14 protein-coding genes are annotated in these 16,555 nt (G+C 63.2%); 12 read left to right on the top strand and 2 right to left on the bottom strand.

Features of this window, described 5'->3' with window-relative positions:
• Positions 1-111: 111 nt before the first annotated feature.
• The 7 genes from ccoG (at position 112) to RTP54_RS10135 (ending at position 7,474) form a co-directional block, all read left to right on the top strand.
• Positions 112-1,686, top strand: a complete 1,575-nt coding sequence (gene ccoG / locus RTP54_RS10165) for a cytochrome c oxidase accessory protein CcoG (RefSeq protein ID WP_112810140.1) — start codon at positions 112-114, stop codon at positions 1,684-1,686.
• Positions 1,683-2,180, top strand: a complete 498-nt coding sequence (locus tag RTP54_RS10160; RefSeq protein WP_312362335.1) for a FixH family protein — start codon at positions 1,683-1,685, stop codon at positions 2,178-2,180. Before ccoG ends, RTP54_RS10160 begins: the two co-directional genes overlap by 4 nt.
• Entirely contained in the window at positions 2,177-4,465 is a 2,289-nt protein-coding gene (locus tag RTP54_RS10155; RefSeq protein WP_312362333.1) for a cation-translocating P-type ATPase, read from the top strand. The genes RTP54_RS10160 and RTP54_RS10155 overlap by 4 nt, the downstream gene beginning before the upstream one ends.
• Positions 4,462-4,620: a cbb3-type cytochrome oxidase assembly protein CcoS gene (gene ccoS, locus RTP54_RS10150; protein WP_077503804.1), complete on the top strand. Its 159-nt coding sequence runs from the start codon at positions 4,462-4,464 to the stop codon at positions 4,618-4,620. The genes RTP54_RS10155 and ccoS overlap by 4 nt, the downstream gene beginning before the upstream one ends.
• Positions 4,621-4,799: 179 nt before the next feature.
• Positions 4,800-6,230 (top strand): NADP-dependent phosphogluconate dehydrogenase, encoded by a 1,431-nt coding sequence (gene gndA, locus RTP54_RS10145; protein WP_312362331.1) that lies wholly within the window; start codon positions 4,800-4,802, stop codon positions 6,228-6,230.
• A gap of 244 nt (positions 6,231-6,474) precedes the next feature.
• Positions 6,475-6,789: an EthD family reductase gene (locus RTP54_RS10140; protein WP_112810136.1), complete on the top strand. Its 315-nt coding sequence runs from the start codon at positions 6,475-6,477 to the stop codon at positions 6,787-6,789.
• A 112-nt stretch (positions 6,790-6,901) separates the two neighbouring features.
• Entirely contained in the window at positions 6,902-7,474 is a 573-nt protein-coding gene (locus RTP54_RS10135) for a dienelactone hydrolase family protein (protein WP_312362328.1), read from the top strand.
• A 4-nt stretch (positions 7,475-7,478) separates the two neighbouring features.
• Here RTP54_RS10135 and RTP54_RS10130 read toward each other — a convergent pair whose 3' ends face one another.
• Positions 7,479-7,928 carry a GNAT family N-acetyltransferase gene (locus RTP54_RS10130; RefSeq protein ID WP_312362326.1) on the bottom strand — a complete coding sequence of 150 codons (450 nt, stop codon included), beginning with the start codon at positions 7,926-7,928 and terminating at the stop codon, positions 7,479-7,481.
• 136 nt (positions 7,929-8,064) lie between these two features.
• Positions 8,065-9,123: a LacI family transcriptional regulator gene (locus RTP54_RS10125; RefSeq protein ID WP_112810133.1), complete on the bottom strand. Its 1,059-nt coding sequence runs from the start codon at positions 9,121-9,123 to the stop codon at positions 8,065-8,067.
• 461 nt (positions 9,124-9,584) lie between these two features.
• Between RTP54_RS10125 and RTP54_RS10120 the strand changes: the two genes are divergently transcribed.
• The 5 genes from RTP54_RS10120 to RTP54_RS10100 all read left to right on the top strand — a co-directional run bounded on the left by RTP54_RS10120 (position 9,585) and on the right by RTP54_RS10100 (position 16,554).
• The gene (locus RTP54_RS10120; RefSeq protein ID WP_112810132.1) at positions 9,585-10,820 is read left to right on the top strand and encodes an ABC transporter substrate-binding protein; all 1,236 of its coding nucleotides are present in this window, start codon (positions 9,585-9,587) and stop codon (positions 10,818-10,820) included.
• A 210-nt stretch (positions 10,821-11,030) separates the two neighbouring features.
• Positions 11,031-11,939 carry a carbohydrate ABC transporter permease gene (locus tag RTP54_RS10115; protein ID WP_112810131.1) on the top strand — a complete coding sequence of 303 codons (909 nt, stop codon included), beginning with the start codon at positions 11,031-11,033 and terminating at the stop codon, positions 11,937-11,939.
• Positions 11,940-12,063: 124 nt separating this feature from the next.
• Positions 12,064-12,891, top strand: a complete 828-nt coding sequence (locus tag RTP54_RS10110) for a carbohydrate ABC transporter permease (RefSeq protein WP_312363226.1) — start codon at positions 12,064-12,066, stop codon at positions 12,889-12,891.
• 4 nt (positions 12,892-12,895) lie between these two features.
• A complete protein-coding gene (locus RTP54_RS10105; protein ID WP_312362324.1) occupies positions 12,896-13,987 on the top strand; it encodes an ABC transporter ATP-binding protein in 1,092 nt (363 codons plus the stop codon).
• Between the two features lie 92 nt (positions 13,988-14,079).
• On the top strand, positions 14,080-16,554 hold the full coding sequence (locus RTP54_RS10100) for a glycoside hydrolase family 2 protein (RefSeq protein WP_312362322.1): 2,475 nt from the start codon (positions 14,080-14,082) through the stop codon (positions 16,552-16,554).
• Position 16,555: the final 1 nt, after the last annotated feature.

Below are 16,555 nucleotides of genomic sequence, written 5' to 3'. Positions count from 1 at the left end.
TCGACGCATCCCGCCGCTTTAGCCCGCAAACTTGACACAGATCAACGTTTTCGGCGGGCAAATCGGGCAAAACAAAGCCCACTACGCGATATATTCGGGGATTTCCCACACATGCAGCCTCAATCCGCCACTAACGCCCCCACCGTCGAACGCCACGAAGCCGAGGCGGTCAACGCGGCGCATGTGCGAAAGCCGCTTTACGAAAAGCGCAAGAAGATCTTCCCGAAGCGCGCCGAGGGTCGGTTCCGCCAGTTCAAATGGCTGGTGATGCTGGTGACGCTCGGCATCTACTATCTGACGCCATGGATCCGCTGGGATCGCGGCGAACATGCACCCGACCAGGCGGTGCTGGTCGATATCGCCGCCCGCCGGTTCTATTTCTTCTTCATCGAGATCTGGCCGCAGGAATTCTTCTTCGTCGCCGGCCTGCTCGTCATGGCGGGCTTCGGCCTTTTCCTCGTCACGTCTGCGGTCGGCCGTGCGTGGTGCGGCTATACCTGTCCGCAGACGGTCTGGGTCGACCTGTTCCTCGTCGTCGAGCGCTATATCGAGGGTGACCGCAACGCCCGCATGAAGCTCGATGCCGGACCGTGGACGCTCGCCAAGATCGTCAAGAGGGTGACCAAACACTCGATCTGGATCCTGATCGGCATCGCCACCGGCGGCGCCTGGATCTTCTACTTTGCCGACGCGCCGACCCTTCTGAAAAGCTTCGTGTCGCTGGAGGCGCCGACGATTGCCTACATGACCGTCGCGATCCTGACCGCCACCACCTATGTCTTCGGTGGCCTGATGCGCGAACAGGTCTGCACCTACATGTGCCCGTGGCCGCGCATCCAGGCGGCGATGCTCGACGAAAACTCGCTCGTCGTCACCTATAACGACTGGCGTGGTGAACCGCGCTCGCGTCACCAGAAGAAGGCGGCCGCGGCTGGCGAGAGTGTGGGCGATTGCGTCGACTGCAACGCCTGCGTCGTCGTCTGTCCGATGGGCATCGACATCCGCGACGGCCAGCAGCTCGAATGCATCACCTGCGCGCTCTGCATCGACGCCTGCGACAACGTCATGGACAAGCTCGGCCGCGAGCGCGGGCTGATCGCCTATGCGACGCTCAACGACTACGCCGCCAATATGGCGCTCGCCACCAACGGCGGCACGACGGCGATCGATCCCGGCCGGGTGCGCGATGCCGACGGCACGTTCGTCGACAAGGTCAGGCATTTCAACTGGAAGATCGTCTTCCGCCCGCGCGTGCTGCTCTATCTCGGCGTCTGGACGCTTGTCGGTATCGGCCTGCTCTATGCGCTGCTGGCGCGCGACCGGCTGGAACTCAACGTGCTGCACGACCGCAACCCGCAATTCGTCGTGGAATCCGACGGCTCCGTGCGCAACGGCTACATGGTCAAGCTCTTGAACATGATCCCCGAACAGCGCACGATCAGCCTCACCATCGATGGCATGCCGTCGGCGACGATGCGCATCGCCGGCCAGGCGCCGGGGGACGGGCGCAGCTTTGCAGTCGGCGTCGATCCGGACAAGGTAACGGCACTCAAGGTGTTCGTGACGCTGCCGAAGGAAAAACTCGGTGAAGCGGAAGACGGCTTCAGCCTGATAGCGGAGGACCCGTCGAGCCATGAACGCGACGTCTACAAGGCCAACTTCAACAGCCCGGGAGCTGCGAAATGACCGCTGAGCAAAGCAGGCAACCCCGTGTCTTCACCGGCTGGCACATGCTGGGCGTGATGGTGCTGTTCTTCGGCACCATCATCACCGTCAACCTGATCATGGCCTGGAACGCCAGCCACAGCTGGAGCGGGCTGGTCGTCCAGAACACCTACGTCGCCAGCCAGCAGTTCAACGGCAAGGTCAAGGAAGCGCGCGCCTTTGCGCAAAGTGGCCTCGAAGGCAAGCTCGTACTGGAGCAGGGCGCCGTGCGCTACACGCTGACGCGGCAGGGCAAGGCAGAGACTTCGGCCGATAAGGTGGTCGCCGTGTTCAAGCGTCCGGTCGAGGAGCACGAGGACGTGACGATCGAAATGGTGCACCAGGGCGAAGGTGTCTTCGTTGCAGTCACCGACCTGAAGCGCGGGCAATGGATCGCCGATATCACCGCGACATCGGGCGACAAGGTGGTCTACCGCCAGGCCATTCGCTTCATCGCCCCGGGAGAGCGTCCATGAGCTGCTGTGCTGCCGGCGCCGAAACCGCGCTGGAGATCGACAGATCAGGGCAGGGGTTGCCCAGCTCCGAAGAGTTGTGGCTGACGAGCCGCGCGCTCGGCAGTGGCCTGCGCCAGACGGACCTCAGCGTGCCGGGCATTCATTGCGGTGCCTGCATCACCACGATCGAGACGGCACTGAAGACCCGGCCGGAGGTGGAGCGCGCGCGCGTCAACCTGTCCTCGCGCCGGGTCTCGATCGTCTGGAAGGAGGATGTCGCAGGCACGCGCACAGATCCGCGTGAACTCGCGCGCGCCATCCGTGAGCGTGGCTACGAGCCCCACCTGTTCGCCCCCGGCGAGGAAGACGGCGACACGCATCTGAAACAGCTGGTGCGGGCTGTCGCCGTCGCCGGCTTTGCCTCCACCAACATCATGCTGCTTTCGGTCTCGGTCTGGTCCGGCGCCGAGGCGGCAACGCGCGATCTCTTCCACTGGATTTCGGCGCTGATCGCCGCGCCGACGCTGATCTATGCCGGGCGGTTCTTCTATTCGTCGGCCTGGAACGCGCTGAAGCATGGCCGCACCAACATGGATGTGCCGATCGCGCTGGCGATCACGCTGTCCTATGGCATCTCGCTCTACGAGACGATCACGCACGGCACCCATGCCTGGTTCGACGGCACGGTGATGCTTCTGTTCTTCCTGCTCATCGGTCGCACGCTCGACCACATGATGCGCGGCCGCGCCCGCTCTGCGATCAGCAGCCTCGCGCGCCTGTCGCCGCGCGGTGCGATGGTGGTCGATAGCGATGGCAATCGCGAATACCGACCGGTCGACGAAATCAAGCCGGGTGAACGGCTGGCGATATCGGCCGGCGAGCGCGTTCCCGTCGATGGCCGCATCCTTCTCGGCTCGAGCGACCTCGACCGGTCGATCGTCAACGGCGAAAGCGCGCCGGCGCCGGTTCACGCAGGCGACACGGTCGAAGCCGGCACGCTCAACCTGACAGGGCCGCTGACGATCGAGGCGACCGCGGCCGCGCGCGATTCGCTGCTGGCCGAAATCATGGGGCTGATGGAGGCCGCCGAGGGGGGCAGGGCGCGCTATCGCCGCATCGCCGATCGCGCCGCGCAATTTTATTCGCCGGCGGTGCATCTGCTGGCTTTCCTGAGTTTTGCCGGCTGGATGTTCATCGATGGCGATTTCCATCATGCCATGCTGGTGGCCGTTGCCGTCCTGATCATCACCTGCCCCTGCGCGCTCGGGCTGGCGGTGCCGGTGGTGCAGGTCATCGCCGCCGGTCGGCTCTTCCAGAACGGCGTCATGGTCAAGGATGGCTCTGCCATGGAGCGGCTGGCCGAAATCGATACCGTGCTGTTCGACAAGACCGGCACGCTGACCTCGGGCGAGCCGCGCCTTGTCAATGGCGCAGACATCAAGCCGACGGTATTGTCGACTGCCGCCGGCCTTGCGGTCCATTCGCGCCATCCGCTGGCGATGGCGATCCACGATGCGGCGCCGATCGCGCCGGTGGTCTCCGGCGATATCCTCGAAATTCCCGGTGCCGGTATCGAGGCGCAGACACGGGACGGTGTCTACCGCCTCGGCAGTCGCGTCTTTGCCTGCGGCGACGCCGGTGAGGCGAGCGGCCAGTCGGAGGTTATCCTGTCGCTCGACGGGCGTGAACTCGCCTGCTTCCGCTTCGAGGATCGCCTGCGGCCACAGGCGCGCGAAAGCGTCGACAAGCTCACCCGCATGGGCTTTGCCACCGGCATTCTCTCCGGTGACCGCGAGCCGGTGGTTTCCGCATTGGGCCTCAGACTCGGCATCGCGCGCTGGCGTTCGGAATTGTCGCCGCGCGGCAAGGTCGACGAATGCGCGTCTGCGGCAGACGGCGGCCACCGCGTGCTGATGGTCGGAGACGGCATCAACGACGCGCCGGCGCTGCGCGCGGCGCATGTGTCGATGGCACCGGCAACGGCCGCCGATGTCGGCCGGCAGGCCGCCGATTTCGTCTTCCTGCACCAGGGCCTCGACGCCGTGCCGATGGCGATCGACACCTCGCGCCAGGCGGGACGCCTGATCCGCCAGAACTTCGCGCTGGCGATCGGCTACAACATCATCGCCGTGCCGATCGCCATCATGGGTTATGCCACGCCGCTGATTGCCGCCGTTGCCATGTCGACGTCGTCGGTGATCGTCGTTGCCAACGCACTCAGGCTGCGCGGCGCCAGCGTGAAGAAGGCCGAGACGGCAACGCGGCCCGCGCCTGCGACCATGGATGCGATCGGGAGCGCCTCATGAACACGCTGATCTATCTCATTCCGATTGCGTTGTTCCTGGGCGGGCTTGGCCTCGTCGCCTTCCTCTGGGCGCTGAAGAGCGGCCAGTACGAAGACCTCGAAGGTGCCTCATGGCGGGTGCTCGACGATGGCGACGGCAAGCCCGAAAAGGAGTGATTTTCTCAAGAATCGCTTGTCGTTAATCGATTTGAATGCCAAAACAGCCTCCGCCGTCGCATCTCGCGTCCGCCCCTTTCCCGAGGGACAATGCGAGCGCGCGAAGTTCAATTCGAGGGCTGGCTCCCACGCGTTTATCCCGATCGCGTCCTGCCCTTATGTCCAATGGAGGCAATCACGTGTCACAGGCGGAAATCGGCCTTATCGGTCTCGGCGTCATGGGCTCGAACCTGGCGCTCAACATCGCTGAAAAAGGCAACAAGATCGCGGTTTTCAACCGCACCGTCGAGGCGACGCATAAATTCTACGCGGACGCCGGCGAACTTCAGGGCCAGATCGTGCCCTGCGACACCATCGAAGAGTTTGTCGCCGCCATCCGTCCGCCGCGCCCGATCATCATCATGATCAAGGCCGGAGAGCCGGTCGACCAGCAGATGAAGATCCTTGAGCCGTACCTGGCCAAGGGCGACATCATGATCGATGCCGGCAACGCCAACTTCCGCGACACGATGCGCCGCTTCGACGCGCTCAAGGATTCGGGCCTCACCTTCATCGGCATGGGTGTTTCCGGCGGTGAAGAGGGTGCGCGTCACGGCCCGTCGATCATGGTCGGCGGCACGGAAGATTCCTACAAGCGCGTCGAGACGGTGCTGACCTCGATCGCGGCCAAGTACGACAACGATCCGTGCGTTGCCTGGCTCGGCGAAAACGGCGCCGGCCATTTCGTCAAGACCATCCACAACGGCATCGAATATGCCGACATGCAGATGATCGCCGAGATCTACGGCATCCTGCGTGACGGCCTGAAGATGACGGCCGGCGAAATCGGCGACGTCTTCGGCGCCTGGAACAAGGGCCGCCTGAACTCCTATCTGATCGAGATTACCGAGAAGGTGCTGAAGGCAGCCGATCCGCTGACCGGCAAGCCGATCGTCGACCTGATCCTCGACAAGGCGGGCCAGAAGGGCACCGGCAAGTGGTCGGTGATCGAAGCGCAGAACATGGGTGTTCCGGCAACCGCGATCGAAGCGGCTGTTGCTGCCCGCAGCATCTCGTCCGCCAAGGAAGAGCGCGAAGCCGCCGAGAAGATCCTCGGCCTGCCGCCGGTTGGCGAATTCAAGGTGGCCGACAAGGCCGCCTTCATCAAGGACCTGGAAAACGCGCTGCTGGCCGCCAAGATCGGCGCATACGCGCAGGGCTTCGCCGTCATGTCGGCCGCATCGAAGGAATTCAACTGGTCGCTGCCGATGCCTGTGATCGCCAAGATCTGGCGCGCCGGCTGTATCATCCGCTCGCAGTTCCTGGATGAAATCACCACCGCCTTTACCAAGGCGCCGGACGCCGCCAACCTGATCGTCACCCCGGCCTTTGCCGCGATGGTCAAGGAAACGGACGGAGCACTTCGCCGAGTCGTTTCGGCGGCAGCGCTTGGCGGCCTGCCGGCACCGGCGCTCGCTTCCGCGCTTGGCTATTTCGACAGCTACCGCCGCGGCCGCGGCACGGCCAACGTCATCCAGGCCCAGCGCGACTTCTTCGGCGCCCATGGCTTCGACCGCGTCGATGGCGCCGATGCCCATCACGGCCCCTGGGGCAGCGGCCTCAACGCCTGATCGGGCAAAGAGCGAACTTTTGAACGGGGCGGCTTCGGCCGCCCCGTTTCGTTTTGAGCCTGGGGTGTCCTGGCCGCATTGCCTGTAAGGGTAAGCCAGGTCGCCACGCGCTTCGAATAGCACAGCCAAAGCAGCCTTGTTTTCGTCAAGCGCGCTTCAGCCAAAATCCGGATGCGCTTTACGAGTCGGTGCGCTAGAAAGGTCGCTCGAACGCTCTGAGAGGCGTTCAGGCAGGAGCCCGAGCATGATCAAAATGAGTGTCTATTATCCGGCCTTTGGCGGTTCGACGTTCGATCACGACTACTACCGCACCCGCCATATGCCACTGCTCCAGGAACGGCTCGGCGATGCCTGCCTGCGCTACGAGATCGACAGGGGCCTTGAGGGTCGCGAAGCGGGAAGCGCGCCGCAGTTCGTCGCGGCGTGCCACGTCTACGCGCCGAGTCTGGCGACATTCCAGGCGGCGTTGGCACCCCACCGCGCGGAGATCTCCGCTGATGTCGCCAACTATACGGACATCGCCCCCATCGTGCAGATCAGCGAAGTCGTCGACGGCTAGTGGTTTTGGCCCAGGCAAAGCGCAGAACCTTTCGGAATTGGCGTAGCGCTTGCCCATCGGATCCATTGTCACCTAACCTGTCACGATAGAAGTTGGCGCGAGGAGAAAATTGATGGCCACGGTGATCCTGTTTCATTCCGTCCGCGGTCTGCGCGCGCTCGAGCGCGACGCTGCCGAACGGCTAAGGGCATTGGGCCACGATGTCATCACGCCTGATGTCTTCGATGGCCAGGTCGCCGGCTCGGTCGACGAGGGCTTCGCGCTGAAAGACGAAATCGGATGGCGGGTGCTTTGCGAGCGGGCGGAGGCGGCGGTCGCCGGCCAGCCGGCAACGGCGGTGCTCGGCGGCTTTTCCTTTGGAGCCGCCATTGCCTCGCATCTTTGGGGCAAGCGGCCGGAAACATCGGGGGTTCTGTTGCTGCACAGTATCGTCGGTATCCCCGACAATGCCCGCGACGGCGTGCCGGTGCAGCTGCATCTGGCCGATCCCGACATCTACGAGCCGGCCGAGGATGTCGCCGAATGGCGGGCGATGGCTGCGCGGTCACCGATTGCGCTGGAGGTTTTCACCTATCCGGGCGCGGGCCATCTCTACACGGACGCCTCGCTGCCGGATTATGATGAGGAGGCAAGCAGGCAGACCTGGGAGCGCGTCGAGCAGTTTCTGGCGCGCCTCCAAGCCTGAGCGCCTATTCGGTCGTCCGCCGCTTCTCGTATCGCACGTCGCCGTTGGCCATCGTATCGACGTGGATCCAGCCGTGCTTCTTGTAGAAGCCGTTGGCGCGAATGCCGTCGCGGCCGTCGGTCTCGAGCCAGATCGTCTCGTGATTGCGGAAGAGGGCGGTTTCCGCCTCGTGCAACAGCAGCCTTCCCAGTCCAAGCCCTTCGAAGAGAGGGCTGACGAAGAGGGCGAAGACGGAGCCGTCCTCGTCGTCGACCGAGGAGAATGCGGCGGGTTTGCCGTCGACTTCGGCAATCCAGATGCCCGTATCGGCCGCCAGCATTTCGCTCAACGTCTCCGGCGTGATGCCGATGTCCGCCAACTGCTCGCGCGAGAGGTGGTTCTCGACGACGCTGGTGCGGATATCGAAGATCGCCTCGACGTCCTCGGCTCTGGCTTTTCTGACGACGGTGTTCATTGCGGACCCTCATTTTCAACCACGGGGTCGTCTAACGCCCGGACGTCCCTGCGTCCACAGGTTGCCGTCAGCGAGCGAGCGCCGTTTGCCGGTCGTGCTGCAAATGCCACAGGCGCCAAAGCCTGAATTGCGGCGGCTATCGCTTGATCGATACGGGAACCGCAGCCTGAAGCTCGGGCTGGCTGAGGCTTTGCAGCGTTTCCGACTGCTGCCCGTCGATGTGGCCGATGACGGCCTTGGCAAGCTCGCGGCCGGCGACCCGGATATCCTCGTACATCGTCACCACCTCGGGGCGGAGCCAGCGCAGGAAGTCGCTCGGCACCTTCGAGACCATATCGGCATCCTTGCCGAGCGTCTTCTTGGCGGCCTCGAGCCCGGCGATCAGCGCGATCGCGCCCGAGCCGCTGCCAGACACGATGCCATCGGGCGCATCGTCGGCGCGCATCAGTGTCTCAAAGGCGTCGCGGATCTCGACGAGCGTGTGATCGATGTTGATATGGTGGAAGCTGACGGCATCCGCGTGGAAATCGCGCAGCCCGCGCTCGAAGCCCGCGCGCATGTGCGAATAGAAGGTCAGGTGCGGCGGCGGCTCCAGGAGCACCAGCCGCTTGCGCCCGCGCTCCACCAGTTCGCGCACCGCCTCATAGGCAAAACGCTCATTGTCGAAATCGTGGTAGGGATGGACGACCCCCATTTCGGTGCGGCCGTGGGTGACGAAGGGCAGGCCGCGCTCCGTCAGAAGCGCCACGCGCGGGTCGTGCGGCTCGGTGCGCGAGATGATCACGCCATCGGCAGCGCCCGTGTCGAGGATGTAGCGGATCGGCGCCAGCGCATCCTTGGTGGCGCTATAGGGTGTGACCACCAGATGATAGGGCGTGCCGGCAAGCACTTCCGTGATGCCGACGACCATCGGGCTGGTGATGCCCATGATCTCTTCTTCCAGCGTCAGTACCAGGCTGATGACGTTGGTCTTGCCGGTCCTGAGGCGCACGCCGGCGCGGTTGGGCTGGTAACCGATCTGCTTGGCGACGAGGCGCACGCGTTCCTTCGTCTCGGCACCGATATCGGGTGCATCCTTGAGTGCGCGTGAAACGGTGGTGATGCCGAGACCGGTCATGAAGGCGATGGTCTTCAGCGTCGGCCTGCCGCCATCCGGCGGCGGTGTCAGCGGTCTGTTCTTCGTCTTGCCGTCCATCGCTGCCACCCGCTTGCCCTTGTCGTTGCCGCCCGCCGCCCCATTTAGCGTCACTTCACCGCCTTATATACGAAATGTGACGGGGAGCTATCCTGCCATGGGCGTATGTCGATCGGGTAAATCTGTAACGATACAGTTCCGCTGTCGAGCTTTTTTGTTGCTGCATTGCGGCGAATGAAACACTCCGGTTGAGTGCGCCTCTCTGCGTTGAGTTTTTTGCGCCTGCGAAAGAGCATGTGCAGCACGAAAGCGCCTAAAGGTGGAAATAGTGATTAAAAACGCAGAGATAAAGATGAAATCCCGCAGGGTTTCAGCTCCTGCCCATGCCATGTTTGACGTCCGAGAAAACGTCTCTGGGTTGCAATATATGTTTCTGTTTAAATTCATTGGGGTGGGAGTTGCGGACCTGCGCCGTTTCCACTAAGTTTTTTACGGTAACGTTACAGTGAGGGAGGAGACTCATGAATTTACGTTCTTTCGCGGCCGCTTTGGCGGTGACGGTGGCGCTGCCGTTTGGTGCGGCAAATGCGACCGATCTTGAGGTGACGCACTGGTGGACGTCGGGCGGGGAGGCTGCCGCGGTCGCCGAGCTCGCAAAGGCGTTCGATGCCACCGGCAATCATTGGGTCGACGGCGCGATTGCCGGCGCCGGCAGCACCGCGCGGCCGATCATGGTCAGTCGTCTGACCGGCGGCGACCCGATGGGCGCCACGCAATTCAACCATGGTCGCCAGGCCGAGGAGCTGGTCGAGGCAGGGTTGATGCGCGACCTGACCGATGTCGCCACCAAGGAAAACTGGAAGGACATCATCCGTCCGGCAAGCCTGCTCGATTCCTGCACCATCGACGGCAAGATCTATTGCGCACCGGTCAACATCCATTCCTGGCAGTGGCTCTGGCTGTCGAACGCCGCCTTCAAGAAGGCCGGCGTCGATGTGCCGAAGAACTGGGACGAGTTCGTTGCGGCCGCGCCTGCGCTTGAAAAGGCCGGCATCGTGCCGCTCGCTGTCGGCGGTCAGGCGTGGCAGTCGGCTGGCGCCTTCGACGTTCTCATCGTCGCGCTTGCCGGCAAGGACACGTTCCTGAAGGTGTTCGGCGACAAGGACGAGGAAGTCGCCGCCGGGCCCGAAATCGCAAAAGTGTTCAAGGCCGCCGACGATGCGCGCCGTATGTCCAAGGGCACCAATGTCCAGGACTGGAACCAGGCAACCAACATGGTCATCACCGGCAAGGCCGGTGGCCAGATCATGGGGGACTGGGCGCAGGGCGAATTCCAGCTGGCGGGCCAGAAGGCCGGCGTGGACTACACCTGCCTGCCGGGTCTCGGCGTCAACGAGGTCATCGCCACGGGTGGCGACGCCTTCTACTTCCCGGTGCTGAAGGATGAGGAGAAATCCAAGGCGCAGGAAGTGCTCGCGTCGACGCTTCTGAACCCAGCGACGCAGGTTGCGTTCAACCTGAAGAAGGGCTCGCTGCCGGTGCGTGGCGACGTCGACCTGGCGGCTGCCAACGACTGCATGAAGAAGGGTCTTGATATCCTTGCCAAGGGCAACGTCATCCAGTGGACCGATCAGCTTCTGTCGGCAGATAGCCAGAAACAGAAGGAAGATCTCTTCTCCGAGTTCTTCGCCAACCCCTCCATGACGCCGGAAGAGGCGCAGAAGCGCTTTGCCGACATCATCGCCTCGGCGGATTGATTGAGCCTTCCTTGATCGTCGGCCCCGCCTACGGGCGGGGTCGGCCAAGGCTCCCTTGCGGCACGGCACGCTCAGGCGGACCGGCGTGTCGCCGCCTTGCATCGGGAGAGGGGCATCAACGTGGCATGGCGGTTTTCGAGCGGTGGCACATGCGCTGCCATCGATGCTGCCTGCCATCGGAAATTCAATGCAGTTGCGGAGGAACGAAATATGGCGGGTCACACACGCGGTTCGGGTCGACCGAACCAGTGGCTGCGGAACCTGAATGCGAAGCTGGCCTCGATCCCGATGATCCTGACGGCCGTGGTCATCTTCCTCGGCGGCACGATCTGGACGGTGGTCTATTCGTTCACCAATTCCAAGCTGTTGCCACGGCTTTCCTTCGTCGGTCTTGACCAGTACGAGCGGCTCTGGGCCGCACCGCGCTGGCTGATGTCCGTGCAGAATCTCGCGATCTACGGCCTGTTGTCGCTGATCTTCAGTCTGGCGATCGGCTTTCTGCTTGCGGCGCTGATGGACCAGAAGATCCGCTTCGAAAACACCTTCCGCACCATCATGCTCTATCCTTTCGCCCTGTCCTTCATCGTGACGGGCCTGGTGTGGCAGTGGCTGCTCAATCCGGAATACGGCATCCAGTCTGTGGTGCGGTCGCTCGGCTGGACGAGCTTTGCCTTCGACCCGCTCTACAACGCCAACATCGTCATCTACGGCATCCTGATCGCCGCCTTGTGGCAGGGAACCGGGCTCGTCATGTGCCTGATGCTCGCGGGCCTGCGGGGGATCGACGAGGACATCTGGAAGGCCGCGCGCGTCGATGGCATTCCGATGTGGAAGACCTATGTGTTCGTGATCATCCCGATGATGCGCGGCGTGTTCATCACCACGCTGGTGATCATCGCGAGCGGCATCGTCAAGGTCTACGATCTGGTGGTGGCGCAAACGAGCGGCGGCCCCGGCATCGCCTCGGAAGTGCCGGCGAAATATGTCTACGACTACATGTTCCAGGCGCAGAATCTCGGCCAGGGATTTGCCGCCTCGACGATGATGCTCATCACCGTCGCCATCATCATCGTGCCCTGGGCCTATCTCGAATTTGGGGGAGGGCGCAAGCGTGCCTGAGATCGCTGCTTTCAACGCCATTGCCGCCGGCATCGAGCCAGAGGCGGAAAAAGTCCAGGCACGCGCCACGCTCGCGGGGCCACGCGGACGCAAGCCGCGCCGCGCGCTTTCGGGCCGCAACATCATGGTCTACGGCACCCTGATTGTCGTGGCGCTCTATTATCTGTTGCCGCTCTACGTGATGGTCATGACGTCGCTGAAGGGCATGCCGGAAATCCGGCTCGGCAACATCTTCGCGCCGCCGCTCGAAATCACCTTCGAGCCCTGGGTCAAGGCCTGGTCGAGCGCCTGTACCGGCCTCAACTGCGACGGGCTCTCGCGTGGCTTCTGGAATTCGGTGCGCATCACCGTTCCCTCGACCCTCGTGTCGATCGCGATTGCCTCGATCAACGGCTATGCGCTGGCGAACTGGCGCTTCAAGGGCGCGGACCTGTTCTTCACCATCCTGATCGTGGGCGCCTTCATCCCCTATCAGGTGATGATCTATCCGATCGTCATCGTGCTGCGCGAGATTGGCCTCTACGGTTCTTTGACTGGCCTCATCATCGTGCACACCATCTTCGGCATGCCGATCCTGACGCTGCTGTTTCGCAACTATTTCGCCGGGCTGCCGGAGGAACTGTTCAAGGCGGCGCGCGTCGACGGGGCCGGCTTCTGGACGATCTATTTCAGGATCATGCTGCCGATGTCGATGCCGATCTTCGTCGTGGCGATGATCCTGCAGGTCACCGGCATCTGGAACGACTTCCTGTTCGGCGTCGTGTTCACGCGGCCGGAATATTACCCGATGACCGTCCAGCTCAACAACATCGTCAACTCGGTGCAGGGCGTGAAGGAATACAACGTCAACATGGCGGCAACCATCCTCACCGGCGCCGTTCCGCTTTTCGTCTACTTCGTCTCCGGGCGGCTATTTGTCCGCGGCATCGCCGCCGGCGCAGTGAAAGGGTAAGGGCATGGAAAACGTCAGCGTATCGGTCAAGGATCTGTCGTTGAGCTTCGGTGCCGTCACTGTGCTCGACACGCTCAATCTCGACATCAAGGACGGCGAGTTCCTGGTGCTGCTCGGCTCGTCGGGCTGCGGCAAGTCGACCTTGCTCAATTGCATCGCCGGCCTGCTCGATGTCAGCGACGGCCAGATCTTCATCAAGAACAAGAACGTCACCTGGGAGGAACCGAAGGACCGCGGCATCGGCATGGTGTTCCAGTCCTACGCGCTCTATCCGCAGATGTCGGTGGAGAAGAACCTCTCCTTCGGCCTTCAGGTGGCAAAGGTGGAAAAGACCGAGATCGACCGGCGCATCAACCGCGCCGCCGAGATCCTGCAGATCCAGCCACTGTTGAAGCGCAAGCCGGCGGAGCTTTCCGGCGGCCAGCGCCAGCGCGTGGCGATCGGCCGGGCGCTGGTGCGCGATGTCGACGTGTTCCTGTTCGACGAGCCGTTGTCCAACCTCGACGCCAAGCTGCGCTCGGAGCTGCGCGTCGAGATCAAGCGCCTGCACCAGTCGCTGAAGAACACGATGATCTATGTCACCCACGACCAGATCGAGGCGTTGACGCTGGCCGACCGCATCGCCGTCATGAAGAGCGGCGTCATCCAGCAACTGGCCGATCCGATGACGATCTACAATGCGCCGGAAAATCTGTTCGTCGCCGGCTTCATCGGCTCGCCGTCGATGAACTTCTTCCGCGGTGAATTGCAACTGAGGGACGGGCGCGCCTTCGTGCACGCCAACGGCGTCGATTTCGATGTGTCGGCCTATCCGTCCCGCGGTCCCTTCAAGGCGGGACAGAAGGTCGTGCTCGGCGTTCGTCCCGAGCATGTGCGCGTCGACGAGGCACTGGACGGCCAGCCGTCGCATCAGGCCGTCGTCGATATCGAAGAGCCGATGGGTGCTGACAACCTGCTGTGGCTGAAGCTTGCCGGCCAGTCGATGTCGGTGCGCATCGCCGGCCAACGCCGCTACAAGCCGGGCACGGCGGTTAAGTTGTCGTTCGACATGGCGGTCGCCTCGATCTTCGACGCTGCCAGCGAAAACCGGCTTTGAACAACGAGGAAACGGGCCGGCTTCCATCCGCCGGCGTGTTTCGACAGGACTGGCATGCCGGCACTGTTGCCGGTGATCAACGGAATATGGAAATGCTCTCAGAGGACCTCAACCGAACCGCGCGCCATCTCGACCTATCCGGCGACTGGCAGCTTGCTTCCGGCGACCAAAGCCATGTCGCGCCGATAGCCCTCCCGGGCGACGTGCACACGGCGTTGCTGAAGGCCGGCATCATCGACGATCCCTATGTCGGCCGCAACGAGGACGACGTGCAGTGGGTGGCGCACAAGGACTGGGTGATCGAGCGCGTGGTGTCGATCGATGCCGGTGATCTCGGCGGCTACTGGTATCTGGACCTCGACTGCATCGATACGGTCGCCTCGGTCTTCGTCAACGACCGGCTGGTGCTAGAGGCCGACAATTGCTTCCGCCGCCACCGGCCTGATGTGTCGCGCGCGCTGGTCGCTGGCGAAAACCGCATCCGCATCGTGCTGCCGTCCGCAATTGCCGAAGGCGCGCGCCGCCAGGCGGCGCAGCCGTTCTATGTGCCTTACCATCCCGGCAATTCGCCGATCGCCAACGGCAACATGCTGCGAAAGCCCCAATGCCATTTCGGCTGGGACTGGAACATCGCGATTGCGCCGCTCGGCGTCTATGGAACGCTTTCTCTGCGCCGGCTGGAGATCGCCCGCATCGAGCATGTGACGACAAGACAGATCTGGCTCGACGACGGCTCGGTCGACCTGCAGGTGACCGTCACGCTCTTTGCCGATGGGCCGGGCATCCTGCCGGTTTATTTCTCGCTCGATGAGCAAAGGGAACGGCTTGATTGCGCCGTCGGTGGCGGTGAGACCCGCATCACTCACGTCTTCACCGTGACAGAGCCGAAGCGCTGGTGGCCGGCCGGCAGCGGCGAACAGGCCCTGTCGCTGCTGACGGTCGAGGTGCCGCAAGAGCAGGTAACGCGCCAGATCGGTTTCCGCACCATCGAGCTTCTGACCGACAAGGACGGGGCGGGCAGCCGCTTTGCCTTCCGCGTCAACGGCCGCGAGATCTTTTGCCGCGGCGCCAACTGGATCCCGGCCGATGCGCTGGTGTCGCGGGTGACGCCCGAGGGGGTCGCGGACCTCCTGACCTCGGCGGTCGATGCCAACATGAACATGATCCGCGTGTGGGGCGGCGGCTTCTACGAGCCGGACTGGTTCTATGACCTCTGCGACCGGCTGGGCCTGATGGTCTGGCAGGATTTCATGTTCGCCTGCAATCTCTATCCCTCGACGCCGGATTTCCTCGACAATGTCGCCGCCGAAGTCGACTATCAGGTCAAGCGCCTGTCCTCCCACCCGTCGATCGCGCTCTGGTGCGGCGACAATGAGCTCGTCGGCGCGCTCACCTGGTTCGACGAACCACGCAAGGACCGCGACCGCTATCTCGTTTCCTATGACCGGCTGAACCGCACTGTGGAAGTGGCGCTGAAGGCGGCTCTGCCGGAGGCGACATGGTGGCCGTCGAGTCCGGCATCCGGCTATCTCGATTTCGGCGATGCCTGGCACTCCGATGGCTCCGGCGACATGCACTATTGGTCGGTCTGGCACGAGAACAAGTCCTTCGACAACTACCGCTCGGTGCGCCCGCGCTTCTGCTCGGAGTTCGGTTTCCAGTCCTATACCTCGATGCCGGTCATCCGGCAGTTCGCGGCTGAGAAGGATCTCAACATCGCCGCCCCAGTGATCGAGAGCCACCAGAAGAACGTCGGCGGCAATGAACGCATCGCCGGGACGATGTTCCGCTATTTCCGCTTCCCAAAGGATTTCCCGAGCTTCGTCTATCTGAGCCAGATCCAGCAGGGCCTGGCGATCCGCACCGCCGTCGACTACTGGCGCTCGCTGAAGCCCCATTGCATGGGCACGCTCTACTGGCAGCTCAACGACACCTGGCCGGTCGCTTCCTGGTCGAGCCTTGACTATGGCGGCAGCTGGAAGGCGATGCATTACATGGTGCGCCGCTTCTTCCAGCCGGTGGCCGTTGCCGCGATACCCTCCACCGACGGCAGGGAGATCGCTTTCTCCATGGTCAACGACACCGCCGCACCGGTGACGGTGGAACTGCAGGCCTTCATCGTGACGCTTGACGGCAAGCGCGAGCCGCTGATGGCAGCGGCCGGCACATGCTTACCGGACCGGGCCACGACACTCGTCAGCATGGCAGCGCGCGACATCCCCAAAAATGCACTGCTGTTCTGGTCGTTCGAGGCATCGAACGGCATGCGCGGCGAAGGGCATCATGTGCCGGGCACCTACAAGGCGCTCGATCTGCAGCCCTCCGGGCTTTCGCTCGACGTAGCACCGGCGGAAAGCGGCGCTTTCGACGTTTCCGTGACTGCCGATGGCCTTGCCCTGCATGTGACGATCGAGGCGGATGTTGCAGGACGCTACTCCGACAACGCCTTTGATCTGACCGCCGGTGAAACCAAGGTCATCCGCTTCACGCCGAAGACGACGCTGGCCGCAGGTGCCTTGCCGCGCTTTTCCGCCTTCGATCTCGAATCCTGCCAGGGGAAAGGGTGAC

The sequence above is a fragment of the Ensifer sp. genome (assembly GCF_031989085.1).
In the GTDB taxonomy this organism is placed as follows: domain Bacteria; phylum Pseudomonadota; class Alphaproteobacteria; order Rhizobiales; family Rhizobiaceae; genus Ensifer.
Note: the sequence above shows the minus strand (reverse complement) of the source record. Positions and strands in the feature narration are given on the sequence as shown.